Source organism: Cetobacterium sp. 2G large (genome assembly GCF_014250655.1).
Lineage (GTDB): Bacteria > Fusobacteriota > Fusobacteriia > Fusobacteriales > Fusobacteriaceae > Cetobacterium_A > Cetobacterium_A somerae.
Genome location: NZ_JACHTH010000005.1, coordinates 838020 through 864823 on the forward strand (window position 1 = coordinate 838020; position 26804 = coordinate 864823).

At 26.2% G+C, this 26804-nt stretch carries 30 protein-coding genes, 2 tRNA genes and 2 riboswitches; of the genes, 18 read left to right on the forward strand and 14 right to left on the reverse strand.

What is annotated here, in order from left to right; all coding sequences use genetic code 11:
- The first annotated feature begins 104 nt into the window (after nucleotides 1–104).
- The gene (locus H5J23_RS06815; RefSeq protein ID WP_023050915.1) at nucleotides 105–833 is read left to right on the forward strand and encodes a murein L,D-transpeptidase catalytic domain family protein; all 729 of its coding nucleotides are present in this window, start codon (nucleotides 105–107) and stop codon (nucleotides 831–833) included.
- Nucleotides 834–860: 27 nt separating this feature from the next.
- Nucleotides 861–1307 carry a hypothetical protein gene (locus H5J23_RS06820; RefSeq protein WP_023050914.1) on the forward strand — a complete coding sequence of 149 codons (447 nt, stop codon included), beginning with the start codon at nucleotides 861–863 and terminating at the stop codon, nucleotides 1305–1307.
- Between the two features lie 38 nt (nucleotides 1308–1345).
- Here the strand turns inward: H5J23_RS06820 and H5J23_RS06825 are convergent, their stop codons facing one another.
- From H5J23_RS06825 to H5J23_RS06835, 3 genes are read right to left on the reverse strand one after another with little or no spacing between them, the layout of a single operon-like run.
- Complete coding sequence (locus tag H5J23_RS06825) at nucleotides 1346–2224, reverse strand: SPFH domain-containing protein (RefSeq protein WP_023050913.1); 879 nt, start codon at nucleotides 2222–2224, stop codon at nucleotides 1346–1348.
- Between the two features lie 10 nt (nucleotides 2225–2234).
- On the reverse strand, nucleotides 2235–2642 hold the full coding sequence (locus H5J23_RS06830) for an NfeD family protein (RefSeq protein ID WP_023050912.1): 408 nt from the start codon (nucleotides 2640–2642) through the stop codon (nucleotides 2235–2237).
- A gap of 24 nt (nucleotides 2643–2666) precedes the next feature.
- A complete protein-coding gene (locus tag H5J23_RS06835; protein ID WP_185891473.1) occupies nucleotides 2667–3035 on the reverse strand; it encodes a hypothetical protein in 369 nt (122 codons plus the stop codon).
- Between the two features lie 99 nt (nucleotides 3036–3134).
- Here H5J23_RS06835 and H5J23_RS06840 point away from each other — a divergent pair, with 99 nt between their 5' ends.
- Nucleotides 3135–3722 carry a DNA-3-methyladenine glycosylase I gene (locus tag H5J23_RS06840; protein ID WP_255494360.1) on the forward strand — a complete coding sequence of 196 codons (588 nt, stop codon included), beginning with the start codon at nucleotides 3135–3137 and terminating at the stop codon, nucleotides 3720–3722.
- A gap of 36 nt (nucleotides 3723–3758) precedes the next feature.
- Here H5J23_RS06840 and H5J23_RS06845 read toward each other — a convergent pair whose 3' ends face one another.
- Entirely contained in the window at nucleotides 3759–4184 is a 426-nt protein-coding gene (locus tag H5J23_RS06845; protein ID WP_023050909.1) for a hypothetical protein, read from the reverse strand.
- Between the two features lie 14 nt (nucleotides 4185–4198).
- Complete coding sequence (locus tag H5J23_RS06850) at nucleotides 4199–4564, reverse strand: hypothetical protein (RefSeq protein ID WP_185891474.1); 366 nt, start codon at nucleotides 4562–4564, stop codon at nucleotides 4199–4201.
- A 198-nt stretch (nucleotides 4565–4762) separates the two neighbouring features.
- On the opposite strand from H5J23_RS06850, the gene H5J23_RS06855 reads away from it, so the two are divergent.
- The 3 genes from H5J23_RS06855 (at nucleotide 4763) to H5J23_RS06865 (ending at nucleotide 7028) form a co-directional block, all read left to right on the forward strand.
- Nucleotides 4763–5155, forward strand: a complete 393-nt coding sequence (locus H5J23_RS06855) for a hypothetical protein (RefSeq protein ID WP_185891476.1) — start codon at nucleotides 4763–4765, stop codon at nucleotides 5153–5155.
- 102 nt (nucleotides 5156–5257) lie between these two features.
- Nucleotides 5258–6631 carry a dGTP triphosphohydrolase gene (dgt, locus tag H5J23_RS06860; RefSeq protein ID WP_185891478.1) on the forward strand — a complete coding sequence of 458 codons (1374 nt, stop codon included), beginning with the start codon at nucleotides 5258–5260 and terminating at the stop codon, nucleotides 6629–6631.
- Nucleotides 6632–6698: 67 nt separating this feature from the next.
- Nucleotides 6699–7028 carry a helix-turn-helix domain-containing protein gene (locus tag H5J23_RS06865; protein WP_040407341.1) on the forward strand — a complete coding sequence of 110 codons (330 nt, stop codon included), beginning with the start codon at nucleotides 6699–6701 and terminating at the stop codon, nucleotides 7026–7028.
- A gap of 66 nt (nucleotides 7029–7094) precedes the next feature.
- On the opposite strand, the gene H5J23_RS06870 is transcribed toward H5J23_RS06865, so the two are convergent.
- The 3 genes from H5J23_RS06870 to H5J23_RS06880 form a co-directional block, all read right to left on the reverse strand.
- Entirely contained in the window at nucleotides 7095–8618 is a 1524-nt protein-coding gene (locus H5J23_RS06870) for an ABC transporter substrate-binding protein (RefSeq protein ID WP_185891480.1), read from the reverse strand.
- 93 nt (nucleotides 8619–8711) lie between these two features.
- Nucleotides 8712–9422 (reverse strand): NAD-dependent protein deacylase, encoded by a 711-nt coding sequence (locus H5J23_RS06875; protein WP_370523824.1) that lies wholly within the window; start codon nucleotides 9420–9422, stop codon nucleotides 8712–8714.
- A gap of 209 nt (nucleotides 9423–9631) precedes the next feature.
- Nucleotides 9632–9811 (reverse strand): hypothetical protein, encoded by a 180-nt coding sequence (locus tag H5J23_RS06880; RefSeq protein ID WP_023050895.1) that lies wholly within the window; start codon nucleotides 9809–9811, stop codon nucleotides 9632–9634.
- Nucleotides 9812–10697: 886 nt separating this feature from the next.
- Between H5J23_RS06880 and H5J23_RS06885 the strand changes: the two genes are divergently transcribed.
- The gene (locus tag H5J23_RS06885; protein WP_185891484.1) at nucleotides 10698–11471 is read left to right on the forward strand and encodes a hypothetical protein; all 774 of its coding nucleotides are present in this window, start codon (nucleotides 10698–10700) and stop codon (nucleotides 11469–11471) included.
- 334 nt (nucleotides 11472–11805) lie between these two features.
- The gene (locus H5J23_RS06890) at nucleotides 11806–12366 is read left to right on the forward strand and encodes a pentapeptide repeat-containing protein (protein ID WP_185891485.1); all 561 of its coding nucleotides are present in this window, start codon (nucleotides 11806–11808) and stop codon (nucleotides 12364–12366) included.
- 68 nt (nucleotides 12367–12434) lie between these two features.
- Here the strand turns inward: H5J23_RS06890 and H5J23_RS06895 are convergent, their stop codons facing one another.
- Both H5J23_RS06895 and H5J23_RS06900 read right to left on the reverse strand, forming a co-directional pair.
- The gene (locus tag H5J23_RS06895) at nucleotides 12435–12884 is read right to left on the reverse strand and encodes a DUF4402 domain-containing protein (protein WP_185891486.1); all 450 of its coding nucleotides are present in this window, start codon (nucleotides 12882–12884) and stop codon (nucleotides 12435–12437) included.
- 97 nt (nucleotides 12885–12981) lie between these two features.
- Nucleotides 12982–13058, reverse strand: a riboswitch (cyclic di-GMP riboswitch).
- Entirely contained in the window at nucleotides 13050–14993 is a 1944-nt protein-coding gene (locus H5J23_RS06900) for a GGDEF domain-containing protein (protein ID WP_185891487.1), read from the reverse strand. (Overlaps the previous riboswitch by 9 nt.)
- 134 nt (nucleotides 14994–15127) lie before the next feature.
- Nucleotides 15128–15203, reverse strand: a riboswitch (cyclic di-GMP riboswitch).
- Nucleotides 15204–15364: 161 nt separating this feature from the next.
- Between H5J23_RS06900 and H5J23_RS06905 the strand changes: the two genes are divergently transcribed.
- Both H5J23_RS06905 and H5J23_RS06910 read left to right on the forward strand, forming a co-directional pair.
- On the forward strand, nucleotides 15365–15940 hold the full coding sequence (locus H5J23_RS06905; protein WP_023052063.1) for a 3'-5' exonuclease: 576 nt from the start codon (nucleotides 15365–15367) through the stop codon (nucleotides 15938–15940).
- 25 nt (nucleotides 15941–15965) lie between these two features.
- Nucleotides 15966–16511 (forward strand): hypothetical protein, encoded by a 546-nt coding sequence (locus H5J23_RS06910; RefSeq protein WP_185891488.1) that lies wholly within the window; start codon nucleotides 15966–15968, stop codon nucleotides 16509–16511.
- Between the two features lie 25 nt (nucleotides 16512–16536).
- Here H5J23_RS06910 and H5J23_RS06915 read toward each other — a convergent pair whose 3' ends face one another.
- On the reverse strand, nucleotides 16537–16749 hold the full coding sequence (locus H5J23_RS06915; protein WP_040406337.1) for a hypothetical protein: 213 nt from the start codon (nucleotides 16747–16749) through the stop codon (nucleotides 16537–16539).
- 209 nt (nucleotides 16750–16958) lie between these two features.
- Between H5J23_RS06915 and H5J23_RS06920 the strand changes: the two genes are divergently transcribed.
- From H5J23_RS06920 to H5J23_RS06935, 4 genes are all read left to right on the forward strand, one after another.
- Nucleotides 16959–17046 (forward strand) — tRNA-Leu (locus tag H5J23_RS06920).
- A 16-nt stretch (nucleotides 17047–17062) separates the two neighbouring features.
- Nucleotides 17063–17139: transfer RNA gene (locus tag H5J23_RS06925), tRNA-Asp, on the forward strand.
- 96 nt (nucleotides 17140–17235) lie between these two features.
- The gene (locus H5J23_RS06930; protein ID WP_023051382.1) at nucleotides 17236–17772 is read left to right on the forward strand and encodes a lipocalin family protein; all 537 of its coding nucleotides are present in this window, start codon (nucleotides 17236–17238) and stop codon (nucleotides 17770–17772) included.
- 36 nt (nucleotides 17773–17808) lie between these two features.
- Entirely contained in the window at nucleotides 17809–18114 is a 306-nt protein-coding gene (locus tag H5J23_RS06935; protein WP_023051381.1) for a hypothetical protein, read from the forward strand.
- A gap of 42 nt (nucleotides 18115–18156) precedes the next feature.
- Here H5J23_RS06935 and H5J23_RS06940 read toward each other — a convergent pair whose 3' ends face one another.
- Complete coding sequence (locus H5J23_RS06940; protein ID WP_185891489.1) at nucleotides 18157–18939, reverse strand: nitroreductase family protein; 783 nt, start codon at nucleotides 18937–18939, stop codon at nucleotides 18157–18159.
- Nucleotides 18940–19102: 163 nt separating this feature from the next.
- Between H5J23_RS06940 and H5J23_RS06945 the strand changes: the two genes are divergently transcribed.
- Complete coding sequence (locus tag H5J23_RS06945) at nucleotides 19103–20137, forward strand: dihydrodipicolinate reductase (protein ID WP_185891490.1); 1035 nt, start codon at nucleotides 19103–19105, stop codon at nucleotides 20135–20137.
- A 40-nt stretch (nucleotides 20138–20177) separates the two neighbouring features.
- Here the strand turns inward: H5J23_RS06945 and H5J23_RS06950 are convergent, their stop codons facing one another.
- Nucleotides 20178–20663: a hypothetical protein gene (locus tag H5J23_RS06950; RefSeq protein ID WP_185891491.1), complete on the reverse strand. Its 486-nt coding sequence runs from the start codon at nucleotides 20661–20663 to the stop codon at nucleotides 20178–20180.
- A 165-nt stretch (nucleotides 20664–20828) separates the two neighbouring features.
- Between H5J23_RS06950 and H5J23_RS06955 the strand changes: the two genes are divergently transcribed.
- Complete coding sequence (locus tag H5J23_RS06955; protein ID WP_185891493.1) at nucleotides 20829–21599, forward strand: EFR1 family ferrodoxin; 771 nt, start codon at nucleotides 20829–20831, stop codon at nucleotides 21597–21599.
- Nucleotides 21600–21924: 325 nt separating this feature from the next.
- On the opposite strand, the gene H5J23_RS06960 is transcribed toward H5J23_RS06955, so the two are convergent.
- Nucleotides 21925–22263, reverse strand: coding sequence for a hypothetical protein (locus tag H5J23_RS06960; RefSeq protein WP_023051376.1), 339 nt, complete (start codon nucleotides 22261–22263; stop codon nucleotides 21925–21927).
- Nucleotides 22264–22999: 736 nt separating this feature from the next.
- On the opposite strand from H5J23_RS06960, the gene H5J23_RS06965 reads away from it, so the two are divergent.
- Both H5J23_RS06965 and H5J23_RS06970 read left to right on the forward strand, forming a co-directional pair.
- A complete protein-coding gene (locus tag H5J23_RS06965) occupies nucleotides 23000–26371 on the forward strand; it encodes a hypothetical protein (RefSeq protein WP_185891495.1) in 3372 nt (1123 codons plus the stop codon).
- A complete protein-coding gene (locus tag H5J23_RS06970) occupies nucleotides 26352–26804 on the forward strand; it encodes a response regulator transcription factor (protein ID WP_185891497.1) in 453 nt (150 codons plus the stop codon). The genes H5J23_RS06965 and H5J23_RS06970 overlap by 20 nt, the downstream gene beginning before the upstream one ends.

The window sequence follows — 26804 nt, forward strand, 5'->3', positions numbered from 1 at the left end:
ATACAATAGTTGATGAAACTTTCCTATAAAAAAGAAAAAAATCTTTACTAATTATAGATACTCATATATAATTTAAGATAATAGAAAAATAGTAAGGAGTATCTATGATAAAGAATATGATGTTTATTTTACTTACTTTAGCTAGTTCTGCTATGGCTTCAATGGGAAGTTATTCAATTAATGAGAAATTAAATTTAGATTCATCTCTTTCAATAGAAAATATTAAGGTAAGAAAGAGTAATAGTTTTGCATTTACACCAAATAGTTCAGTAGAAAATCTATATAGAGAGTTAAATTTAACAAATAAAATGGATTTTACAACATTTTCAAATGCTATTTCGGGAATGAAAAAATTAAAAGATGTAAAAGAGGATATTATAACGATAATCGATTTTACAAAATCTTCAATTAAAGAGAGGTTTTTTGTAATTGATTTGAAAAATAAAAAGACACTATTTTCAACATATGTTATGCATGGAAAAAATAGTGGAGAAAGTATACCAAGAGAGTTTTCAAATGCTGTAAACTCTTTTAAAAGTTCACCTGGATTTTATAAAACAGAGAATACATATAACGGTGAATACGGATACTCTTTAAGATTAAATGGATTGGAAAAAGGGATTAATGATAAGGCTAGAGAAAGAGCTATAGTTGTTCATGGCTCTCAGTATGCTAAACCAAAACCAGGTGCGAAGAAATTAGATCGAAGCTTAGGGTGTCCTGCTATACCAAAAGAGATATCAGACAAAGTTATAAATAAGATAAAAGATGGAAGATTGCTATATATTCATACAAATGAAAAAAGTTATGCTCAAAAGAGTTCAATAATATAACTAAAATAGTACTACAGCGGAGGATTGATGCAAAAGAGTAAATATTTTAAAGGGAAAGAGTTAGTTTCACCAGAGGTATATAAAATTTATGGTGAGGAAGCAATTAAATTTATAGCAAAGGATATATTAATATTTTTAGATTTATTGAGAGAGGATTTGGGAGTTCCTATTTTAGTAAATAGACCTAGTGTAGGGATAACTCAAAGAGGATTAAGGACAACTATTGATAGTATAGTAAAAGATAAAGTTAAAAATAATAAGTTATATCTAAGTGCACATGTATTAGGAAGAGGTGTAGATTTTGAAGTTCCAAGTATGGATATGAAAAAAGTCTATGAAAGAATAATAAATAATCCTAGAAGATATTCAATGATAACAAGAATAGAGGATCCTAATGTGACATTAGCTAAGGGTTATATACATGTGGATAATATGGAAACTGGAAAAAATGGAATATATATATTTAAACCGTAAGTTAATTAAAACTTACGGTTTTTTTATAAAGATATTTATTATTTTTTAGACTCGTGGAAAAGTTCGCTTAAAGTAACAATATTTTGTAATTCACTAGGAATAATAATTTTTGTAGCTTGACCATTTGCAACTTTTTCAAAAGCTTCCATCCCTTTTATCATAAGAACACTTTTATCAGGAGCAGCTTCTTTAATAAGTTTAATGGCTTCAGCATTAGCTCTTTGGATACTAAGAATAGCTTCAGCTTCTCCCTCAGCCTCTCTAATAGCCGTTTCTTTTTTAGCTTCAGCTCTTAATATAGCAGCCTCTTTTTCTCCTTCAGCAACTAATATAGCAGATGTTTTTTGTCCCTCAGCTCTAAGAATTGACTCTCTTCTCTCTCTTTCTGCCTTCATCTGCTTTTCCATAGCATCTTGAATTTCAGCAGGAGGAATAATATTTTTAAGTTCCACTCTATTTATCTTTATTCCCCAAGGATCAGTAGCCTCATCTAAAATAACTCTCATCTTAGTATTGATTGTATCTCTTGATGTTAAAGTAGCATCAAGTTCTAACTCTCCAATTAAATTTCTTAAAGTTGTTGCTGTTAAATTTTCAATAGCATTTAAAGGATTTTCAACACCATAAGTATATAACTTAGGATCAGTAATTTGGAAATAAACAACAGAGTCTATTTGCATAGTAACATTATCCTTTGTAATAACTGGTTGTGGTGGAAAGTCTATAACTTGCTCTTTTAAAGATACTCTTTTAGCAATTCTATCAACAAATGGGATTAAAACATTTAAACCAACATCCCAAGTAGCTAAGTATGCTCCTAATCTTTCTACAACGAAAGCTTGTGACTGAGCAACGATTCTAATATGTGTTCCAATTAAAAATACAGCAATAAGTATTAAAATAAATAAAAATAACATATAACCCCTCCTAATATTTTTTAGATAAAACTAATTTGTTTCCCACAATTTTCTCTACAATAGCTTCATCTCCAACACTAAAGTTAGATTTAGATATACCTTCCCAGATTTTCCCATCTAAATATACAGTATAGAAATTATTACTTCCACGAACTTCGATTTTTTCGATTTTTACAACTTTTCCTTTAATACGATTTAACTCCTTACTATTTCCTTTAAAATGTTTTAAGGCAAGCTTTCGAATTAGGACTAAAAAAAGTAAAGAAGCACCAACGAAAATATAAAACTGATTTTCTAAGGAAGCTTCATAGAAAATCATTGTTAAAAAAGCTCCTAATGCAAACCAAATGGATATAAGCCCAAATGTTAAAATCTCAATAACTAAAAATACTACTCCTATAATAAACCAAAGTAACATAGTTACAGCTCCTTTCTTAAAAGATTAATATAATGTTCTAACATCAGAATTAATAACTACACCATCAGAGTTAAAAATAATAACCCATTTATATTGAGGATTATGATTATCTCTAGAACGACTTCCCTTACCGGCTCTAAATGAAGCAGAAAAAGAGTTATATCCAGGACTATTAATAGTTACATCATGGTATGTCCAAACAGTATTCCCTTGATTATTTACATCAACTGAGTATGGTTCACCAAAAATACTTTTAATCTCTTGTTGAGTTGTTTGATTTTCAACTACACTACTTTCAATAGTATATGTAGAGAGATTTTTATTATAAATAGAGTTATTGGTACAACTTAAATAGAAAAAACTTAAGAAAAGAAGTAAAGATATCTTTTTCATAAAAAACCTCCTTAATAATCTAGTTATAAAAATACTAACATAAAACTACTTAAGAAGCAATGAATTAAGAAAATATTAAATTGAAATAGAGAGGGATAAATGATATTATGTGATAAAAATTTGGAGGGTGATTATATGATAAGATGTCCTTGGTGTGAAAGTAGTGATTTATATAGAAAGTATCATGATGAAGAGTGGGGAAAGCCTGTTTATGATGATAGAACTCATTTTGAGTTTTTAGTTTTAGAATCAGCTCAATCAGGGCTAAGTTGGATAACAATATTAAAAAAAAGAGAAAATTATAGATTAGAGTATGATAACTTTAATCCAGATATAGTGGCTCTGTATGATGAAGACAAAATACTAAAAATGTTAGAAAATCCTGGTATAGTAAGATATAGAAAAAAGATAGAATCATCTATAAGTAATGCAAAAGAGTTTTTGAAAATTCAAAAAGAGTTTGGGTCTTTTAATGAATATATATGGTCTTTTACAGAAAAGAAAATTATAAAAAATAATTGGACAACTTTAAGTGAAGTTCCAGCAAAAACAGAGTTATCAGATACAATAGCAAAAGATTTGAAAAAAAGAGGATTTAAGTTCTTAGGAAGCACAACTATTTACTCGTATCTACAAGCTATAGGAATAGTAAATGATCATCTATTAGAATGTCAATTTAGAGATTAAAAAAATGGATGAACAATAGGTTCATCCATTTTGTCTTTAAAATAAAGTGCTTGTAGATGCGTATGGATAATCAGATGTCCATACGTATTTTTCTGTTTTATAGCTATATTCAAATTTACAAGTATATGAAACAACTCTATTGATATTAATATACCCTTTATCCTCAGCAGCTTCAACACCTTTAGGATTTAAAAATGCAATAACTTTAAGCTCTCCAGAACCATAAGTTCCAACTTTTTTAAAGCTAACCATATGAGCTGAAGAAGTTTTTAAATCAAAACCATATTTTTCAGCTTCAGCTTTCAAAATATTTGTTTCAACAGTATCAGCTACCTTAGTATCGTTTACAGAATACTCCTTATATGGACTTGAAGAATCAACAGGTGTTTTTGATACTGCGTTGTCATTATTACACCCTACTAATAAAGACATGAAAACTAATGAAGCTAATAACTTTTTCATAATGCCCCTCCTATTTAATATATTTCAAAAAGAATATTTTTTATAATGTGGTTAGCTAAATTTTGTCCACACTCATCATAAAGAAGTCTATTTCTTTTCATAACTAGATAGTTATGTAAACTATGAAGATGTGAATACAGTGGTAATGCTTCCATCTCTTTATATATTTGAATTAGATGATTTCTATCTAACTCATCATAATATGCATTAGTTTTTTCAATGATAAAACTCTGTATATCTTTAGGAGATAAGTAGTTAGACTTTAAAATTATAGTTTGAATAGAGTAAATTTCTTTTTGTAAAACAATTGCTGTTTCAGAAGAATTGATATTTTTTGTAATAACTAAATAATTAATAAAATTTTGAAGTTGATTTGACATAATAATAAACTCCTCCTTCTTAAAAATTAAATGAACTTTTACCTTATAAATACTAAAAAAAATACGATTTCTTTTAAAAAAAATAAAATATTAAAAAAATAAAAAGTAATCATTTAAAGAGTAAGAATAGAGGTTGACAATCTAAATTAAAGGGATATAATACAGTTATTATAGCAACTACATTGGAGGTTGAAATCTATGGACAAAAAAGAACTTATAAAAAAACTTAATATATTAAGTAAATTTAATTTAGAGAAGTCGTTATTGGAAAATACAGCAACAGGAGTAACAATTCCTAAAATAAGATTATCTTTTGTTACTGGAGGGGGAATAATAACTGGTGATATTATGACTCTTGAGGAGCTAAAGGAGGAGTTTTTAGCATTTGGTTCTAATAAAAAAGATCATGAATCTTTATCAGAAGTGAATCCTTTAAGCTTAGTTCTTCATGACAATGATTTACAAAATTCTATTTATGATAGTTTTCTACCATTGAGAGATGTATCCATTACCAATTCTGAGCATATAACTAAGTTAAACTTTTTAGCTTTATTTTATGATGAAGTAATTGGTGTAACTGTAGGGAAATAATTTAGAATTTTAAAAGATTAAGTTGCTATAGAAAAAGCTGCTAGATTGAAATATCATTTGGCAGCTTTTTAAATATGAGGAAATTTACTGGAGGGGAAGAGAATGAAATGGAATAAATTGTTATGTGAAAAAAGATTTAAACAAAGTTCAAATGAAGCTTATGAATTTGATGAAAGAAATGAGTTTGATAAAGATTATTCTAGAATAATTTCTAGTTCATCCTTTAGAAGATTACAGGATAAAACTCAAGTGTATCCTTTAAAAAGAGGGGATTTTGTACGAACAAGATTGACTCACTCTCTTGAAGTTTCTCATATAGCCTCATCTATTGGAAAATCTATAGAAAAATATTTACAAAGAGGAGATCAAAAGATATCGTCATTACTATCAGTTACAGGATTAATTCATGATTTAGGAAATCCACCTTTTGGTCATTCAGGAGAATATATAATTCAGGATTTTTTTAAAGAGTATTTAAAAAAAAGTGGCTATGACAACATATTAACAAATATACAAAAAGAAGATTTATTATGTTTTGATGGAAATGTTCAAACATTTAGAATATTGAGAAAACTACAGTATCTAGGAGATAAAGATAGTTATAATTTAACTTATGCAACTTTAGCTACGATAATGAAATATCCAACAAACTCTGTAGAAGGAAATAAAAAAGACAAAGGAAAACTTATTGAAAGAAAGTTTGGATATTTTGATAGTGAAAAAAGTGATTACGATAAAATTTTTGAAGAGATGGGTATAAAAGGAAAAAGACATCCAATAACATTTTTGTTAGAAGCAGCTGATGATATAGCATATTGTGTTGCTGATATAGAGGATGGAGTTCAGAAGAAATTTATAACACTTCAAGATTTAAAGAATATGTTGAAAAAAATAGGAAGAAAATCTTTAGAAGTACAGGAGTTATTAGAGAAAATAAAAGAGTACGAAGAGAAAAACAAAGAGATAGAAAATAGTAGTTTATTTGAAAAGATTGTTGTTCAAAAAATTAAAATATATATTCAAGGAAAAATGATTCAAGAGGTTATAAAATCTTTTATAAAAAATGAAGAGTTTATTTTAAATGGTGATTTTAATAAAGAGTTACTAGATGATGGGGCATATAAAGAGATAAAAGATGGATTGAAGAATTTGGCTAAAAACAAGATATTTCAATCAAAAGAAAGAGTTTTTACAGATATTTTAGCAGCTAAAGTTTTAAGAAAGTTATTGAATATTTTTATTGAAGGGATGATAGATTGGTTAAACAATGAAGAGGAGGCATCTTTAACATCTAGAAATATAAGAGTGTTAATTTCTGAAAATTATATTATTAATTATGAGTCAGAGTTAAAAGAGTGTAAAAATAAAGGAGATGAAATCTATACGACTCTTAAACTATGTGTAGATTTTATAAGTGGGATGACAGATCAATTTGCAGTTGATTTATATAAAAAATTACAGGGGATTAGTGAATAAAAAAATTAATATGATTTGCCTAAGAAAAATTTCTTTGATATACTTTATAAAAAGTGTGGAGGAAATTATGGTAGAGAACAAAAATACAGATCATTGCCCAGTAGAATTAACAGCTTTAATTTTAGGTAAAAAATGGGTTCCGACAATTATTTTTAGTTTAAAAGATATAGAGCTAAGACTTGGAGAGTTACAGCGTCTATTAGGTTGTAGTAAGAAGATTCTAATTGAACAACTAAATATATTAGTTTTACATAAAATTGTAGAAAATAGAAAAGTATATAAGGGGAATACAGTTGAGTCTTACTATACTTTAACAGATTGTGGGAAAGAGCTTTTGCCAATTTTAAAAGATATGAAATCTTTTGGTTGTAAGTTTGAAGAGAATATAAAAAAATAAGTTATTTTTTAAAAAAGGAGGAATTATTTCCTCCTTTTTCTCATAATTGGTATTAAGTATTTTATATTAATTTTCTCTATAAAGAGGATAGAAATCGTGTAGTGTTACAGGGTGTATATTTAATCCTTTTAAATCTTTTTGAGCTCCAACAATAATAACACTATTATAAAGCATAACATGTGGAGTATCTTTAATAATTTGCTCTTGAGCTTGTTGATATATTTTTAAACGCTCACTTTCGACTACTGTTGTTTTTCCTGTATCTAAAAGTTTATCTACAGTTTCATTAGAGTAAAAAGAACGATTTCCAGGACTACCTATAGATTTAGAATGAAACATAGGATATAAACCATAATCAGCATCTCCAGTTACAGTTCCCCAAGAACCTAAAAACATATCAAAGAATCCTTTTTCTGTTAAATCATAAAAAGTTCCACTTTCAACGATATTTATTTTTAAATCTACTCCAATCTCTTTTAAATTAGCTTGAATCACTTCAGCAATAGCTTTTTCACCACTAGATCCCATAGTAAGAAGTTCTAAAGTGATATCTCCTTCATTACCTAAACTTTTCATTAATTCTTTTGCTTTTTCAGGATTATAGCCCACATTTTTAACAGTATCTGTAAAACCAAATACATTTGGAGCTATAACTGAGTTGGCAACATCTCCATAACCATTTAAAATAATATTAACAATGGCTTCTTTGTCAATGGCATAATCAATAGCTTTTCTTAGATTTTCATTTTTGAAAACATCTTTTTTATTATTGAACCCTAAGTATCTATATGAATATGAGGGTTTTGTATATAAAACAAGGTCATTGTTTTCCTTTATTTTTGAGGCATCAACAGTACTTATATCTAGAGCTACATCAATCTCTTTTGTTTCTAAAGCAATCTCTCTATTTGTAGGTTCTGTTATTGTTTTAAATATAAGTTTATCAAATGATGGTGGAGTTAAAAAGTAATCGTTATTTTTATCTAAAACTACTTGATCTCCAATAATCCATGAATTATATTTATAAGGACCAGTTCCAACAATTTCAGGATTTTCTCCAGAAGACTCAATTACTTTTTTACTAACTATCCCAAGTGCAGGATGAGAAAGGTGATATAGTAATGGTGCAAAAGGAGTTTTTGTAACAATTCTAATTGTATTAGGTTCTACTATTTCAATTTTTTCAATGGGGGGAACAATAAAACTTATTCTAGGAGATTTCATCATTCTTTCAAAAGAAAATTTAATATCCTCTAGCTGTAGTTTATCTCCGTTATGGAATTTGATATTATCTCTTATTTTAAAATCATAAGTTCTATCATCAACTTTATTCCAGCTTTCAGCTAACCCAGGAATGATATTTCTATCTCCATCAATTTCAACTAACCTAGAATAGATTTGTTTGTTTATTCTTAAAGAAAATCCATCATTGGCATTATGAACATCAAGAGATCTAGGATTTCCACTCTGGGCTATTTTCAATGTATTATCTGTATTTTTCGTATTCTCTTTAGTACAACTGAAAAAAATCACTGTAAAAATTAAGAATATGAGAAATTTTATTTTTTTTGATTTTTCAATAGGTTTCATGCTTACCTCCGTTAAATTATGATAAGAGCTATATTACCATAATTTAAGTTTAAGGTAAATTGGTTACAAAAAAGTAACCACTAAAAAGTTGATTTACTTTAGTTTATTTACTGCATAATCCATAACTTGAGCAAAGCTATCTCTAATAACTAGAGTTGCATATTGATCATATTTAGTTTCATCTGCATTTATAATAACTAAATTTTTTCCTTTAAAATATTGTATATAATAAGCTGCTGGATATACAGTTAAGCTTGTTCCAGCGACAATTAAAGTATCCGCTTTTTTTATAGCAGTAATGGCAAGCTCAGTGACCTCTTCATCTAAATTTTCTCCATAAAGAGTTACAGGTGGGCGAGTTATACCACCACAGTCACATCTAAAATTTTTAGGTTCCTTTCTTCCACAAGCTAAGCAGTAAAAATGAGAGATATTTCCATGAAGTTCTAATACATTTATAGAACCTGCATCTTGGTGCAAATTATCAATATTTTGTGTAATAACAGCTTTAAGTTTTCCCATTTGTTCTAATTTAACTAAAGCAAGATGACCTTTATTAGGTTTTATATTTTTAAAGTTCATTTTTTCTTCTAGAAATTCATTGAAAATTTTTCTGTTTTGTAAAAAGAAATCAATATGTAAAATTTCTTCAGGGGCATAGCCTTTATATTTTCTACTATAAAGACCAGCCTTTCCTCTAAAGTCTGGAATACCACTCTCTGTGGAAGTTCCTGCTCCACCGAAAAAAACAATGTTATTGCTGGTTTTTAGAATTTCAGCTAGGTTATCCCATTTCTCATTCATTTTAAATACCTCCATTTGTAAGAATTAAAAGATCTATTTTTTTAATTATATTACTATTAGAGTATATTTGCAAAAAATAATAAGAACCTCTGGGGGGGTAGAGGTTCTTATCTGGGGGGATTAAATTATTTTTTTACTTTTAACACTTTTTATAATATTTAGACTATAGGTTTTATAAAAAAGTTTTAAATTTATTATAAATTAAGATTTTATTTATTTTTAGAATCTTTTAAAAATATAAAAAATAGAATTCCACCAGAAACTATACTATTAGAAATACTAAACGTCCCATTGAAAAGTTTAGCAAATAAAAATCTAAATAAAATAGTTCCACCAAAACTTAAAATAAGTAATTTATATCGTTTTTTTACAAAATTTATAATATTCATTTTAATTCTCACTTTCTAAAAAAATAAAATTATTAATTTATAAAATAAAAAAAGTTTTAACCTTTTCAGCGGGTGCTTAAATGAAGAAAAAACCCTAAAATTAAAGTTAAAATTCCTATAAGTACTCCAATTAAATCATCAAAATCAATTTTTTTCATTTCAGAACTCTCCAGATAAATTTATTAAAATTATTTTTTAGAATTTGTTAAAGATACAAAAAAACAAATAAATGAGAGAAGCAAGCTACTTAATAGACTAAATGTATCATTAAAAAAATATGCATATAGAAAATTAAAAAGGGTAATTCCTACGAAGTATAGAAAAAAAGATTTATAATATTTTTTTACAAAATCCAAGACATTCATTTTAATCCTCCAGTTTAACTAAAGTTTATATAATTATTTTTTCTTTAAATTTAGAGATACTATGAAAGAAATAATTATTATTTTTAAAGCCTCCCACCAACTGAATATTTTATTAAAAAATTTAACTTCGATTAAATTGAGAATAAAAATGATTATAGTTATTAAAAAAAATTCTTTCCAGTGCTTTTTTATAAGATTTACAATATTCATTATAGTGTCACTCCCCTAATTAAGTTATTTTGTAATTAGATAGGTAAGTATTTTATTGATATGGTTATTATAGAATGAATAATATTACTGGGGTTAATTTTTACACTAAAACTTTAAATCTAAACATATAAAATAAAAGAATCTACATAAAATTAAAAATTAATATAAATTAGATTGTATATGGAAAGTAATGATAGAAATGAAAAAAATAATAAAAAAAGACTGTTGAAACAATCTTATAATATAAAATTGACTTTTAATAACAATAATATTAAACTACGAGTAACAAATTCCAAAGGAGGAGTTTTATTATGGAAGAAAAGAGAATTTTAAAAAGTACATGTTTTAGAATAAAAAAAGGCTATGATTTTTTTGAATATGATATAGATGGAATTGGAAAATTTGAAGGGAATTTGAATGATTTGATAAAAGATATAGAAGAAAGCCCTACAATGAGTAAAATGCTGAGTACAACTTCTTGGATAGAAAATGGAGCATATGGAATAAGTCATCCAAATTTATTAAAAAGAAATGCAGACCATGAAATTTTTACTATTTTAAAGAAATATGAAAAAAGGGATAAAGATTTAATAAAAGAATTATTAGTTTCATTATCTGTAGTAGGGAAAAGTGCAAAAGAATTAAAAGAACAGGAAGATTCAGATGCAAATAAATATTTTAGAATTTATTCTTTAGGGCTTAGAAAACTTATAGAAAATAATGAACTAAATTTAAAAGGATATTGTATACGTTTTGTAGAGAATCAAACTCCACAATATGTGGCTCTTTATGAATATAAAGAATGGCTTATCTATAATCCCGTAGAAAAAATAGAAAAAAGAAATATAGTAAAGGATAATTTTTTAGGAGTAGAGGAAGAACTTCCTCAAATACCAAATGATTTAAATTTAACCTTAGAAGTTTCAGAAGAAAGATTAAAATCTTATATAGGAAAAGAGGATTGGAAAAGATTTATGAAAAAGGCAGCAACAAAATCGAAGAGAGAAAAGTTAAGAAAATTAATTGCTAAGTTACCTGAAGAAAATATAAAAACTGCAGAAAAGAAATTAACAGACTTACTATAATATTATTAGGGTACATTTGCAAAAAATAACAAGAACCTCTGGGGGGGAGAGGTTCTTATTATTTGGGGGGGATTAAATTATTTTTTACTTTTAACACTTTTTATAATATTTAGACTATAGGTTTTATAAAAAAGTTTTAAATTTTACAAAAAAAAGAAAAAAGCTTCTTAGATCTAGATAACTAAGAAGCTTCCCCCGTTAGCCCCCTTGACTATGACAGAGTCGGATAATATCTATTTACTATATAAAAAAGAAAAAAGCAAATTTATTTAAAGAAATTGACTTTTATAAAAATTATAATTAAACTATTATTAAAAATTAAAGAGGGGAAAAAATGTACTTTGAAGAGGATATAATTGGAATAAACTTAGAAGATAAAACTATTTTTAGTAAAGAGATAGTAAAAACTAATTTTGAAAAATGCAGTTTTAATAATGTAACTTTTTCAGATTGTGAGTTTGAAGAGGTAGTTTTTGAAAAGTGTAAATTTGATTCAGTGAAACTAGATAATGTAAAATTAAATGGAGTTACATTCAAAAATTGTGAGTTTAAAAATGTAAACTTTAGTAAAATATCTAAATTCATAATAGATTTTAAAATTATAGATTCCTTTATTAAGTTCTGTATTTTTGATGATTTAGAGCTAGATGACTTAGAATTTTTGAAAAATGAATTTGAGAGCTGCACTTTTCAAAAATGCAGTTTAAAGAAATCAAAGTTTAATAATAGCAACTTTAAAGATACCGTTTTTTACGAGTGTAATTTAGAAAAGTCAGACTTAAGTGATTGTAGTAGTTTAGAGATAGATGTTATGAATAATAGAACAAAAGGGGCTAAAGTTTCGATAGATTTAGCTTTGAATATTGTAAAAAAATTAGGTTTAAAGATAGTTTAAAAATTACTAAGAACGGCAGAAAAACTATTGAGTTTTTCTGTCGTCTATTTTTTTGTTTAAGTTTTTAACTATTCGTATCTAACAATCATTGTAAGATTAGAAGTGTAGCTACCTGGAGTTTGAGTTGTTGGAACAGCTAAATCAACTCCTACAGTATGATAATTATAACCAGTTTTACTATTGATTGTAGGAATAAAATTAAATAAATCTGTCCATGCTCTTACTGGAAATTTTATTGAAGAATCAGCACTATTTACCATTTCTATTGTACCTTCACCACTGTTTTCTGCAAGTTCTTTAATATATGCAATATACTTCTCTCCTGGTTCACCAGTTACTTTAAATTCACCGTCTACTCTTGAAAAGCTTCCAGCGACAACTTTTCCAAAATCGATATTTTTTGTGACTTCTACCTTTAAAGGTTTAATAACTTGAGCTTTAACCTCCATAATAGCTTCCTCTTGAGCAACAGCCAAAACTCCAATGCTCATAAAAAGTGAGCTTAATATTTTTTTCATATTTTGAATCCTCCTGTAAATTTTTTAGTTTGTAACTATGAAAAATTTTTATTCGATGTATTTTCAGAATAAAAAAAGCAACAATTTTAATTAAAATTGTTGCACCTGGCTGCCACATTAATAGGCCCTATAGTTTTGCGTCATAAAGTTTCCCTTACTTTGCCCTTACTTCTTATATTGCATAATTGAAAATCCATTTATTTTTTTAGCATCATACATTGCTATATCAGCTTTTTCAAATGACAGCTCTAAGCTTTCATCATCATTTTTAATATAGTATCCGATACTAAAAGAGATATTATACTTAGTTATAATATTGGAGTTTTTACCTAGATATATTAATTTTTCTAATCTTTCTAAAAGATTTTTCTCACCATAATATAAATAAAATTCATCTCCAGATATTCTAAAAGTATTTTCTCTTGGAAATACATCTAATAAAAGTTTTCCAACTTCAGAAAGAACTGAATCCCCTTTACTATGACCATATTTATCATTAGTTTTTTTGAAATTATCTAAATCGATTACAATAACAGCACCTTTGATAAAATCATTTTTTTTACAAAACTCATTAAAAAGATACCTGTTGGGTAGATTAGTTAATTGGTCATACTTTAAAGCTTTTGTTAATTTTTTTTGGAAAACTATTTTACTAATTAGTACTAAAAGTATAAATATAGTTATATACCAAATTTTTTTCTTTTCCTCAGCTTCTTCAGTTATGTTGAGAACATATTCTTTCTGGTCTATTTCAACAAAATTTCTAATTTCATTTTTATCAATATCCCCAATAACTGCAATTGCTTTATTAAAAATATCTCTTAAAATTTTTTGTTTTTTTGAAAAAGCAAAATTAATAGGAATATCTTTTATTTTTATATCTTTATGTTGTTTACCACAGTCTCTATCATAGATGTTATATGGGCTTATTATATAACCAACTTCATCTTTTTTAAAAGCTTCAAATAACTCTGCTGTGGAGTTGTATATTTTCATATCTTCCTCTATAAAATATTCTTTACCAATATCTTGAGACTTTCCATCTTTTAAAACGCCGACATTATAATCACCACTATCAATATGGTTAAGTAGATGCATTGGGATATAATCGATTGCTTCTGAAAAGATATAGCTAGATTTTCCTTCAGCAGTTGTTGAAAGTGTTAAAAAATCAATCTCTTCTTGTTTAAATTTTTTTTGTATATATGTCCACTTTTTCCCGTTGTAGGTATATTTTATTGGAATTTCAATAATACTAGCAATTTTATCAATATATTCAGGTAGTATTCCAATAAATTGATCACTATTTTTAATATATATACTTAAAGAGATGTCATCTTCAAGAGAAGTTGTTATAAATTTCTTTTGTGATAAAAAATCTTTTTCCTCTTCAGTTAAGCTATTTTGGAATCTTTCTCTTTGATAGTATAATGGAAGATTTTTAAAGTGATTAGATATTTTTTTACTATATTTTTTATTCAAAGCAGTATTTATGTGAGGTAATAAATACTCATATTTTTTATTTACACCAATGCAAACAGGAGCTAAAAATGAGACTAATAGTCTATTTTGAGATTTGAGAGCGATAAACTCTGAGTCTAAGTAAAAATTATCTTTAAAATCATCAATATTATCAACTTCTACGATATTTGCATCTATGTTGTTTTTTTCTAAAAAATCTTTTAAATGCTTTATGGGAATTTCATCCCCTTTAAACACATAAATTGTTTGATTCATTAAATCATATGGTGAATCTAAAGGAATTTTATCAGAAGCGACATATAGATTTTCACTAAAAATAGGTTTAGAAAGTAATATATTGTTTTTTCTAACAGTGTTTTTTGTGACCAACCCTAAGGCATCGATAGTTCCCTTTTCAAGATTATTATGACTTTCTCTCCAAGAACCATGAACTTCTTTTACATTTAATTTTAACTCATTTTTAAAGAGGTCACGGATAATTCCATTGATAGAAATACCATCAATTTCTACTTCAGTCTCTGGATAGTTTTGAATTCCTAGGTAAAAAGTATTATCATTTGAAAAAGCTACCATTGTCATAGTTAAGAATAGTAGTAGTTTTAAAAATCTATTTTTTAATAGTTTCAACTTTGTCCTCCATTTATTTTATCTAAATACAAATTTAGCTTGTAAAGTTATTCTTATTTAGTAGTGACTAAAAATGTGTATTTTTTAGGTGGACTAATCCTAAAATAAAAAAAACAACAATTTTATAAAAAAATTGTTGCAACTGGCTACCATTTTACAGGTCCTATAGCTTTGCGTCATAAAGTTTCCCTTATTTTGCCTGCTTGTTTGAATAAGCATTCATATGATATATTATAAATGTAGTTTAATCAATTTGAAATTTACTGTAAAAAAGTATGTAGAGAATTTCAATAAGTTTTATAAAATATTTTATATTGTAATTTTAAAAATGATAGAGTATTATTAAAATATAGATAAAAGGGAGGATAGGTATGAAATTATTATATTTAGATACAGAAACAACTGGATTAACTGATAACTCTGCAATAGTTCAAATAGCTGGTGCTATAGAGATAGATAACGAGGTTGTAGAATGGTTTAATATTAGATGTAAACCTCATAACGGAGCAGATATTTCAGAAAGTGCTTTAAAAACTATAGGATTTACAGTAGAAGAACTTAACAAAGAGCAGGAGCCAGAAGAGGCATTAAAAGAGTTAGAGAAAATTTTTTCAAAATATGTAGATAGATATGATAAAAATGATAAATTAGTTATGATTTGTCATAACTATCCATTTGATTTTAGAATGTTATATAATTTTTATAATAGATTAAATAATAGATTTATGGGAAGCTTTATTGATTTTAAATTAAACGTATGTACTCTTAATTTAGTAAAATCACTTCAAGTTATGGGAATTTTACCAGTTTTAGAAAACAATAGATTAGAAACGTGGTGTAAACATTTTAATGTTTCACTAGAAAATGCACACGATGCTTTAGAAGATATTAGAGCAACAAGAGAGGTTTATAAAAACATAGCTAAAGTTCTTGAAAAAGCCAAATAATTAAAAAATTATAATAGGAGGAAAGATGAAAAAGGTATGTTTAGTTATAATGTCAGTAGTTTTAACAAGTATGGTATCTTTAAGTGCAGAGATGAAATCAATGAAATCGGAAACTCAAAGAGACAGAGAAGTTGAGGAAACTTTAATTAAAACTTATTCTCTTAAAAGAGGAGAGGATATAGTTCACTACATGTATAATAAAGTAGATTTAAATGGAGATAAAAAACCTGAAGTTATAGTTTATGCATATGGACCTATGTTAGGAGGCTCGGGAGGAGATTCCGGACTTATTTTAAAAGAGGTTAGTGAAGGATATCAAGTTATATCTGAACTATCATTAGTTTGTACACCAATAATTATAAGTGATAATAAAACAAAGGGATGGAATGACATTATAATGGAAGTTTCAGGAGGAGGAGCAACTCCTGGACAAGCAATATTAAAGTTTAATGGAAAAAAATATCCCTCTAATCCATCTACTCAACCTATGTTAGGAAAAGATGCTAAAATAAAAGGAGTTAAAATTTTAGCAGATGAATTTGTACCAAATGTAGGAATACCTTTAGAATAGTTTTTAATAAAAAAGACACTAGAGATTATTTAGTGTCTTTTTTATTACTTCTTATAATTTCAACGATTTGATATATTAATAAAGCTATATCTCCAATTAAAAAGAGAACAAAAGTCATTAACTCTTCATCAGTAGATTCCATTTGAATTAAATGAAAAGATATAAATAAAATTAATATTATGTTTGCAAAGAAAAGAGCTCTTTTTCTTTTATTTTTAAAAAATGCATTATTTTTCATAAAAACCATCCTTAAAGTACTATAATTAATTTAAACTAGAATTATTATATCATTATTAGTTGAAAAAGAAAAGAAATTAAACTAATTGTTCGAAAGTTAGTCTTAAAAAATAAAAATAAAAAAAATGAAAAAACTAGTTGATTTTTTTTGCAAAAATTGATAGAATTAATAACGAATAAGGAAGATTGAAGAGACTTCTTAACTGAAATGCCTGGGTGGCGGAATAGGTAGACGCACAGGACTTAAAATCCTGAGCTATCTGATAGCGTGCCGGTTCGATTCCGGCCCCAGGCACCATATATATTTTTTTAATGGGGGTGTAGCTCAGTTGGTTAGAGCGCATGCCTGTCACGCATGAGGTCGCGAGTTCGACCCTCGTCACTCCCGCCATTAAAGAACTTAAAAGATGTAGAGATACATCTTTTTTTATTTTTTATTAGGAAATATAAAATAATTTAGTATATCTAGAACATGGAGGTGTTTTAGATGTTAGTGAAAAGAGATAAAAATAATTTTTTTTATTTAAGAGTAATCTCTATTTTATTAAGTTCTATTTTATTTTTTAGTTGTTCAAGTTCACCTAAAGTAGAGAAAAATTTTGATTTTTCAATAGACAGGTATTTGGGAAAATGGTATGAGATAAAACGATTTAATCACGGATTTGAAAGAGGACTAAAAGAAGTAACAGCAAACTATGAGTTAGAGAAAAATGGAAAAATATCTGTTATTAATAGAGGTATAGATTCTAAAAATAAAGAAAGTATATTTTATGCAACGGCTAAACAAACAGATATTCCAAACTTCTTAAAAGTATACCCTAACGCATTTCCTATAATAGGAGCTCAATATAATGTAGCATGGATAAGTGTTGATTATAAATATGCTATAGTAACAAGCTCATCATATAAATATTTATGGTTTTTATCAAGAGAGAAAAGTATTCCTTTAAATATTTACAATGAGATGATCCAAAAAGCTGAAGCATTAGGCTTTAAAACAGAGAATTTAATAGATGGGCAATAATAAAATAAAATAAAATAAATATGAAAGAGGTAGGGTATGAAAAAAATAATTTTAGCAGTTGCAATATTAGGACTTGTGGGATGTTCTAATAGTAAAAAAGTGGAAACAAATAGCTCTCCTAAAATGGTTGGAGCATATGGAAGTAGTAAAATGGATGCTATGGGAGAGATTGCTTTAAATAAATTAGTTCAAGAGAAAAAACTTGGAAAAAATTATAAATTAATAGAGTATCAAAAGCAGATTGTAGCTGGTATAAATCATAAATTTATATTAGAAATCAATGGGAAATTGCAGCAGTTTGTTGTATATGAATCTTTAAATGGTAAGTTTACTGTAAAATAAAAATAAAGCCTCTTAGATTTAGTTCTAAGAGGCTTTTTAATTCTATTTAGTCCAAGAATCTATGGCAGCTTTAACAGATCTATTCATCTCTTTCATAAAGCTAGAAGTTATTTTTCTTTTATACATATGGATAGCTTCGTTGTGACATCCAGGAAGGAAATTAGGTTTTGAAATTTTATTTCTTTCAATCTCCATAGCTTTAAACTCTTCGCTTTCAATATGTCTATAGCTATTTTCAAAAACAATCATTTCTTTAGGGTATCTAGGTGGTTGAGGTCGATTTTTTTGCTGCTCAGTTGGGTATCCAAAACAGATAAGAGTAACTGGGAAAGTATATTTTGGAAGATTAAACATATCTTTATGAATTTCAAAATTTTCCATAATATCACCAATATAGCAACTTCCAACACCTAACATTTCAGCAGAGGTAACAGCTGTTTGTGCAGCAATTAGTGCATCGTTAATAGCAAGTAGCAAATCTCCTTCACCAGGGTGATACATTTCAAGACTGTTTTCTTTATTGTACTCATCTACTCCAGAAGTTTTTAAATAGTCCATCCATCTTTGAAAATCTGCTAAAAATAGTAAAAGATATGGAGCTTTACTAATCATAGGTTGGTTATCACAAGTTTCAACTAACCTATTTTTTAAATTTTCATCTGTAATTTCAATGATAGAGTACATCATCATATTTCCAGCAGTTGGAGCTCTTAAAGTTGATTCAATAATTGCATTTTTAATCTCTTCAGAGATTTTATCATCGCTATAAGCTCTAACAGATTTTCGATTCATTAATACATCAAGATTTTTTAATAAACTATTCATTTAACTCCCCCTTGATAAATATTATTTTTAAAAGTTTAAAGAATAGTATCATAAAAGAGTGTCCTTGTCTATTTTCTTTTATTGAATTTTAAAGGATTTGTGAAATATTTATAGTAACATGTGGATATATATACTTATACAAAAATTTAAGAGGTGAGTTGTTATGAAAAATGAAAAAATTAGAGTGGTTCAGTATGGTTGTGGCAAGATGTCTAAGTATATTTTGAGATATTTATATGAGAAAGGTGCTGAAATTGTAGGTGCAATAGACTCAAATCCAGCTTTAGAAGGAGTAGATGTTGGTGAATATGCTGGATTAGGATTTAAATTAGGTGTAAAAATAAGTAATGATGCTGATAAAGTTTTAGATGAAACAGATCCAAACATAGCAATAGTAACAACTTTTAGCTTTATAAAGGATTGTTATGAGCAGTTTGAAAAATGTTTGTTAAGAGGAATAAATGTGGTAACAACTTGTGAAGAGGCTATATATCCTTGGACAACAGTATCAGCTTTAACTAATAAATTAGATGTATTAGCTAAAGAGAACTGTTGTACAATAACTGGTTCAGGAATGCAGGATCTTTATTGGATAAATATGGTAGCGTTAGTTGCAAGTGGAGTTCATGATATAAAGAAAATAACAGGAGCTGTTAGTTATAATGTTGAGGATTATGGTTTGGCTTTGGCTAAAGCTCATGGAGCTGGATTTACAAAAGAGGAGTTTGAAAAAAGCTTAGCTCATCCAGAATCTTTAGAGCCAAGCTATGTTTGGAATTCCAATGAAGCTCTTTGTAACTTAATGGGATGGACTATTAAGAGTCAAACTCAAAAATGTGTTCCATACTTCCACGAAAAAGAGATTTATTCAAAAACTTTAGATAAAACAATAGAGGTTGGAATGTGTATAGGAATGAGTGCTGTTGTGACAACTGAAACATTCCAAGGACCAATAATAGAAACACAATGTATAGGAAAGGTTTATGGACCTGAAGATGGAGATATGTGTGATTGGAAAATTATAGGTGAGCCAGATACAGAGTTTTATGTGAAAAAACCAGCAACAGTTGAGCATACTTGTGCAACTATTGTAAATAGAATTCCAAGCATAATAAATGCTCCAGCAGGATATTTAACTGTAGATAAATTAGAAAATCCAGTTTATTTAAGTAGTCCTATTAGCTTCTATAAAAAATAAAGAAAGTACCCTTGAAGATAAAAGTTCTTCAAGGGTACTTTTATTTTAATTCTTTAATGTTTTTATTAAGATAGTTTTTAATCATTTCCACTTTTTCTTTTCTATTCATCAAAGTATAGTAAGTAAGCCAGTCATTTACTGATTGTAGAGGAATAGAGGTATTTTCTAAACAAAAGTATTCTACAATACTGTTTTTTTCAAGTGGAAAATAGTGGTCGCAGTTATTGTTTACTATAACAAATCCACTGATAATATCAAAATCTATACCATCAACATTAAATTCTAAAAAGCATTTAGATTTATATTGAAGATTAGGATTCTTAGCATATTCTTTTCCAAGAGATAAAAATATATTTTTAGTTTTTTCAATATCATTTTCAGCTACCATAAGATCAATATCATTAAATTTATCAGTAATCCCTTTAAGGTATAATAATAGAGAGGCTCCAACAGCCCAAGTGATATTATTTTCATTTAATATTTTAGCAACTTTTAAAAAAGTAGCAATTTTTATTTCATTAGTCATAAATTTATTTCACCTCTTATATGAAAAAATGTCTATTTCTTAAAATAGATTTTAACATTAATTATAGTAATAAGCAAATTTGATTGAGATAGAACTATTTCTAATCTTGTTATCTATAACTACATAAGGTATACTAAGTAAAAAGAGATGAAAATAGGAGTGAAGATGAAGACAATATATTATTTTTCAGGAACAGGGAATACATTATATTTAGGAAAATATTTAAAAGAAAATTGTTCGTATAATTTAGTGAATATATCAGCAGTAAAAGATGAAAAAGTAATATTAAATGGAGAGGTAGGTTTTTTATTTCCAGTGTATGCCATGGGAATTCCAAAAATAGTGGAAGAATTTCTAAAAAAAGTTGAAATTGAAAAAGTAGATTATTTGTTTGCAGTTGCAACTTGTGGTGGAAGTGATTATGGAATACCATTTAATCAAGTTAATAATATTTTATTAGAGAAAGGAAGAGTGTTAGAGTACTCTGAGTACTGCCATATGCCAGATAACTATTTAAAACTATTCAAGGCTATGCCAGAAGATAAAGCTAAAATTGATATTGAATCATCTAAAGGTAAGATGAAAACAATTTGTGATGATATATTAAAAGGAAAAAAATCTTCAGCGAATAGTAATATCTTTTTGTATCCAATATTTTTATTGATTTATAAGTTTTGGAGACTTGGATTAAAAACAGTTTCTAAAAAGTTTAAACTGAATGATGAAAGATGTATAAGTTGTGGAATATGTAAAGATGTTTGTCCTGTTGAAAATATAGAACTAGTTGATGGGAAACCTGTTTGGGATAAAAATTGTGAAGATTGCTTAGCATGTGCAAATCTATGTCCAACTGTTGCTATATCTTGTGGTGGTAAAAGTAAGTATGACAATAGGTATAAAAATCCTTATATTGGGGTTAATGAGTTGAAAAAATAAAGGTTTATTATAATGCAATAGTTGTAAAAAAATACTTAAAGTGCTTAAAATATAGAGTATTTATATTAAAGTGTTGAAATTTAAGTATAGTAATGGCCGGTTACTATTTTATAGACAAAAGTACATAAAAATGACACTCTAATATGAGTTTTAAGGCGTTCGTTTGAAATTACCCTAATTAGTAGTAGTAGGGTAAAAAAATGTCATATAACGAGTTGTAGATATTCATATAAAGCCTTGAAAACATTGTATTACAAAGGGATTTCAAGGTGAAAAATAAGGTGATAAGAACTAAAAAAAGAGAAGATTTTCTTCTCTTTTTTGTTTAAATACCACACTCTTGGATCTTCTCTTTAAGCTCAGGTATTGTATTACAATAAAATAGTATATTTTCATAAGTTAAAGGTGTCATAATCTCTTCAGAAAGATGATTCTTAACTTCTGCTTCTGATGAGCAATTAAGAATATAGTCATATTTTGCCCAACCATGATTTGTGATTCCAATGATAAACTCTTCCTCTATATCCCAAGTTCCCCCATGAGTTGTTCGAGTACTTACTTCTCTTCTATAAAAAGGAAGTATCTTTTTTCCAAAATGATCAAAAACTTTAGGAATTTCGCTATTAGAAAGATTTTCAGAAATAGTTTTAATTTTTTTTAACATAATTTATTATTCCCTCCCCCGGTAAGTGTTATAAATATTTTAACATAAAAAAAAGGGTTTTTCTATAATTTAGGAAGAAAAATAGTTGTTTTTTGATACAATTTTTAAAACACATCTTAAAAATGTACACTTTTTTTAATTGTGTTTTGAGAAATTAAGAGTTTGAATTTGCTATGAAATAAGAAGGTTCATTTGAACTTTAGATTGCTAGCTATTAGTTTTGTTTTTTCCAATACAGAGAATATGTTTGTATTTGGATAGCAATAAAACTGCATTATAAATAATAGTAACTAAAGAGTTTAATAAAAAACTTAACAAATAAAAAAAAATATAATAATATATAAGAAGGAGATGTGATGTAATATAATCAATTCAAAAAAATAAAAGAATTAAATTAAAGCATTGAGTTTTTATGTATTTTATCTGAGATAAAGTATAAATGTTTAAAATAGAAAAATTATTAAAAGAAAAATTTTTATATTACATGTCTATAAAGAATTAATCTTTCCAAAAATATTAGGTGGTATTTTTTTATTATAGATTTAGTCTATGTTAAGTAAATATAGGTAATAACGTTATTTGATATAAATATTCAAATTTAATATATTATAAAATAGTTAATAAGTATAAAAAATATAAGGGAGGTAGTAATTAGGGAAAAGAGATAAAAATCTATTAAAAATGGAGTAGTATATAATCAAGTAAAATCATGTATTTAACATGTATAGGGGGAGATATGGTACAAAGGATCAAAGAAAAGAAAAAAGAGAAAAGAGAAAATTATTTGGATAACTATTTGAAAGAGCTTTCTTATATGAAGAGTTATAGATATTCAGAAATTAAATTGGCTCTAGAGAAATTATGTATAAAAAATCCAGAAGTACTAAAGTATATAACATATCCAAGATTAAATTCACTAGAAAATTTGAAAGAAACACAAAAACATAATTTGATTTTTTCAAGTGATAGATTAAAAGAATTTAATTTCACTATAGCATTATTATCTTTTTATAAAGATAAAATAAAAAGATTCATAGAATTAAAATCAGAGTATTTACATAATTTTTTATGTGGAAATTATGAGAAAGCTTTAAAAATATTAAATAATATAGAAGAAGAGTTAGGGTATTCATTATGGGTTATAGAAAACAAAATAAACTTAATTGAATTGTATCAAGGTAAAAAAGCACAAAAAGAATATGTAAGATTAATAGTAGAAAATAATAAAATTGGTTTTATTGTCAGATTTATAGTATATAATTGTTCATACAAAGCTCAATTAAAGACTGAAAAAGAATATTATTTATTTTTTAAAGAGTATTTAAAAGAAAGTGATGTGATAAGTAGTTATGTGAAATATAAAATTGATTATTATAATCAATTTAAGAATTTAAGTAATAAAGAGTTTATTTTAAGAACTGAAACTAAAATTTCAATATTTGATGGATATGAAACATTAGTAAAGTTATTACAATTACTATTATTAGAGGAAAATGAAAAGGCAAACGAATTAGTTACACTTTTTGCAAATGAATTTAGAAATATTAATGATTATAGAGTTAGAAAAATGGAAGAAAAAATAAATGATAGATTATTATTTGAAGATAAAATGATATTAGAATGTTTTGACTTATATGAAAGAGGATTATATGATAAATGCAAAAATAAATGTGAAATATTACTTGAAAAAAGTATGACTATTAGCGAAATTTACGATATTTATATAAACTCTTGCATAAGAATAGGAGAAGATTTTTTTCTAAAACCTGAAAGTGTATTTTATAATATTTTAAATTTAATTAGAGATCTTAAAATGTTAAAAAATAATCCTAAAGATATTCTTCAAGAAATTAATAATTATTTAAGAATTTATTCTTCAAATAATTGGAGTACAGCAATTTATTATATGAAGGAATTTATATTGAATAGTTATAAAATACAAAAAAAAGATGTTTTTTTATATCAATTAAATAATGTTTTTTATGATATAAAAAATATAGAAGGATATAATGGGACAAATAATATTTATATTCAGATATTTCAGCAAAATAAAAACTTAACCGTAATGCAACTACTTAATAATTTCTATGAAAATAAATTTGAAAGAATAGAAAAAATGATTATACCTGAAGAAAGAAAGATTAGGTATATAGTAGAAGGATATTTTAAGCTAAAAAATTATAAAAAAGTTTTATCATTAAAAAATGAAATAAATGAATTGGATATACTTTCTTTTAGTTCAATTGTAAGGTGTTATATACTTAGTTATTTTTATGTTGGAAAAGTAAAGAAAGCTGTACAGGTTTTAGTTGAAAAATATTTAGAAAATAAAAATTTATCAATATATTTACCATTAAAAGAAATTGTTTATTCAAGAACTATTTTAGAATTAGCTGAAGAAATAGAGTTGCCAATTATTTTTAATATATACTTTAAAGAAATTGAGGATTATGAATTAGATTCTTTTAAAGAATTTGAAACATATGAAGATTTTTTGAGATTTTGTGAAATAGAAAAACCTTTAGAATTGATAAAGATAGATGAAAAGATAAAAATAGATAGCAAAAAAATGAATTATTTTTTAGAAAATGTATGCAGTATAGAAAATATGGAGAGATCTATTTACTTTGATTCTGAAGTTGAAATAATCGATGAGAGAATGGGAATATGTCAATATTTAGTTAAAAAAAATAATAGTTCAAAACTTGTTGATGAAATATTAAATTTAAATAAGCAAAAAATATTTGAACAAGGAATAGCGCAATTAAATGATGGAAAAATAAATTTGAATATAGATGAAATAAAAAAAATTACAATAGAAGAATTAGGAGATAAGTTTAAAATCTATAAAACAACACAAGAATTAGGATTAAATATAGTTGAAGATTTTTTTGAACCATTAAAATTATTTCAAATTCAAGATTCTGAAATAAAAACATTGGAAACTACTAATTTACTTCATATGATAATAAGAGAAATAAGAGATATACTTATATTAAATGAAAAATTTGGTTTAGATACTTGTTTAAGTACACAAATAAGGCATGGAATAATTGTAAATGCTTTGAGAAGTGTTTTTGAAGATTTAAAATTAATAACTAGAAAAGGTAAAAGTGGTGAGTATTTAGAAAATGAATATTGGCTTTCAAATTATGGGCTTGTTTTAGAAAGTGGTGATAGTAACGCAGAAAAACTATCTAGAATATTAAAAGGTACTTCGAAGAAGATAGATGAACTAGCTTTGAGTATAAAAAATGAACTAATTCAAATAAATACAGAGAAAAAAAATAATGAAAAAGGTTTATTTAATTATTATCTTTATATAGAAGAAGTAAAAGAATGGGAAAAAGAAATAAAAAAAATGAGTTCTATAAATGAAGTTGTAGATTTTGTAATATCAAGGTTATTAGAAAGGACAGCGATTAATTTAATAAATGTTCAGAAAAATTTGCTTTTAAAAATACAACCACAATTTGTAGAAATATTGAATTGGAGCTTAAAAGAGGTTAGTACATTACAAGGGTTGAATGTATCAGAATTAAAAAGTAAAGTTATAAGTGGAAGACAATCAATACAAAATGAGATAAACAAAATATCAATGTGGTTTAATTTGAGTGCTAAAAATAGAATTGGAAATTATGATAGTGATATTTTAAAAAAATTATTAAATCACTCAATAAGATGTAATTTAAAAGTGGATGATGAGGAAATGTTAATGTTTAAAGGAGAAACCTTAAATAGTATATTTCATATTTTATTTAATTTATGTCATAATGCTGTTAGTCATTCAGGAAGAGAAGATATATTGTGTAATTTAAAAATAACAAAAGATGAGGATAATGTAATATTATGTTTAAAAAATAAATTACATATAGATTTAGAAAAGGCTCAAAATGAAATTTCAAATATAAGATTAAAATTGAATAGTCCAAATCAGAAAAAAATTAGTAATGAAGGTGGGACAGGATTTTATAAAATAAAAAATATTTTGGATAATACATTGAAAATAAAGAACGATATTAACATATATATATCAGATAAGGAAGAATTTATAGTAGATATTATATTGGATAAAGGAGTACTGATAGATGAAAATATTAATTATTGAAGACGACGATAACAAATATAAAAATATATCAAGAGTTTTATTGAAATATTTCCCCTTGGAAAGTATAACATTAAAGAAATCTTATAATTCTGGTCTTAGAGAAATATTGAAGATAGAGTATGATTTAATTCTTTTGGATATGAGTCTACCGATATATGAAAATGAAAAATCTAATTCACTTGAAATAAAACCATTTACAGGAATTGATATTTTAAATCAAATGAAAAGATATCAAAAAAAAATTAGAACGATAGTAGTAACACAATTTGAAATTTTTTCTACTTCAAGAGGGCGTGGAGAAGAAATTTCAATAACAGAATTAAGAAAAAAATTGGAAGCACTTGAAAGTCAAAATTACAAAGGATTAGTTTATTACGATGTTACAAGTGATTCATGGGAAACAGAACTAATTGATTTGATAAGAGGGGAGTAA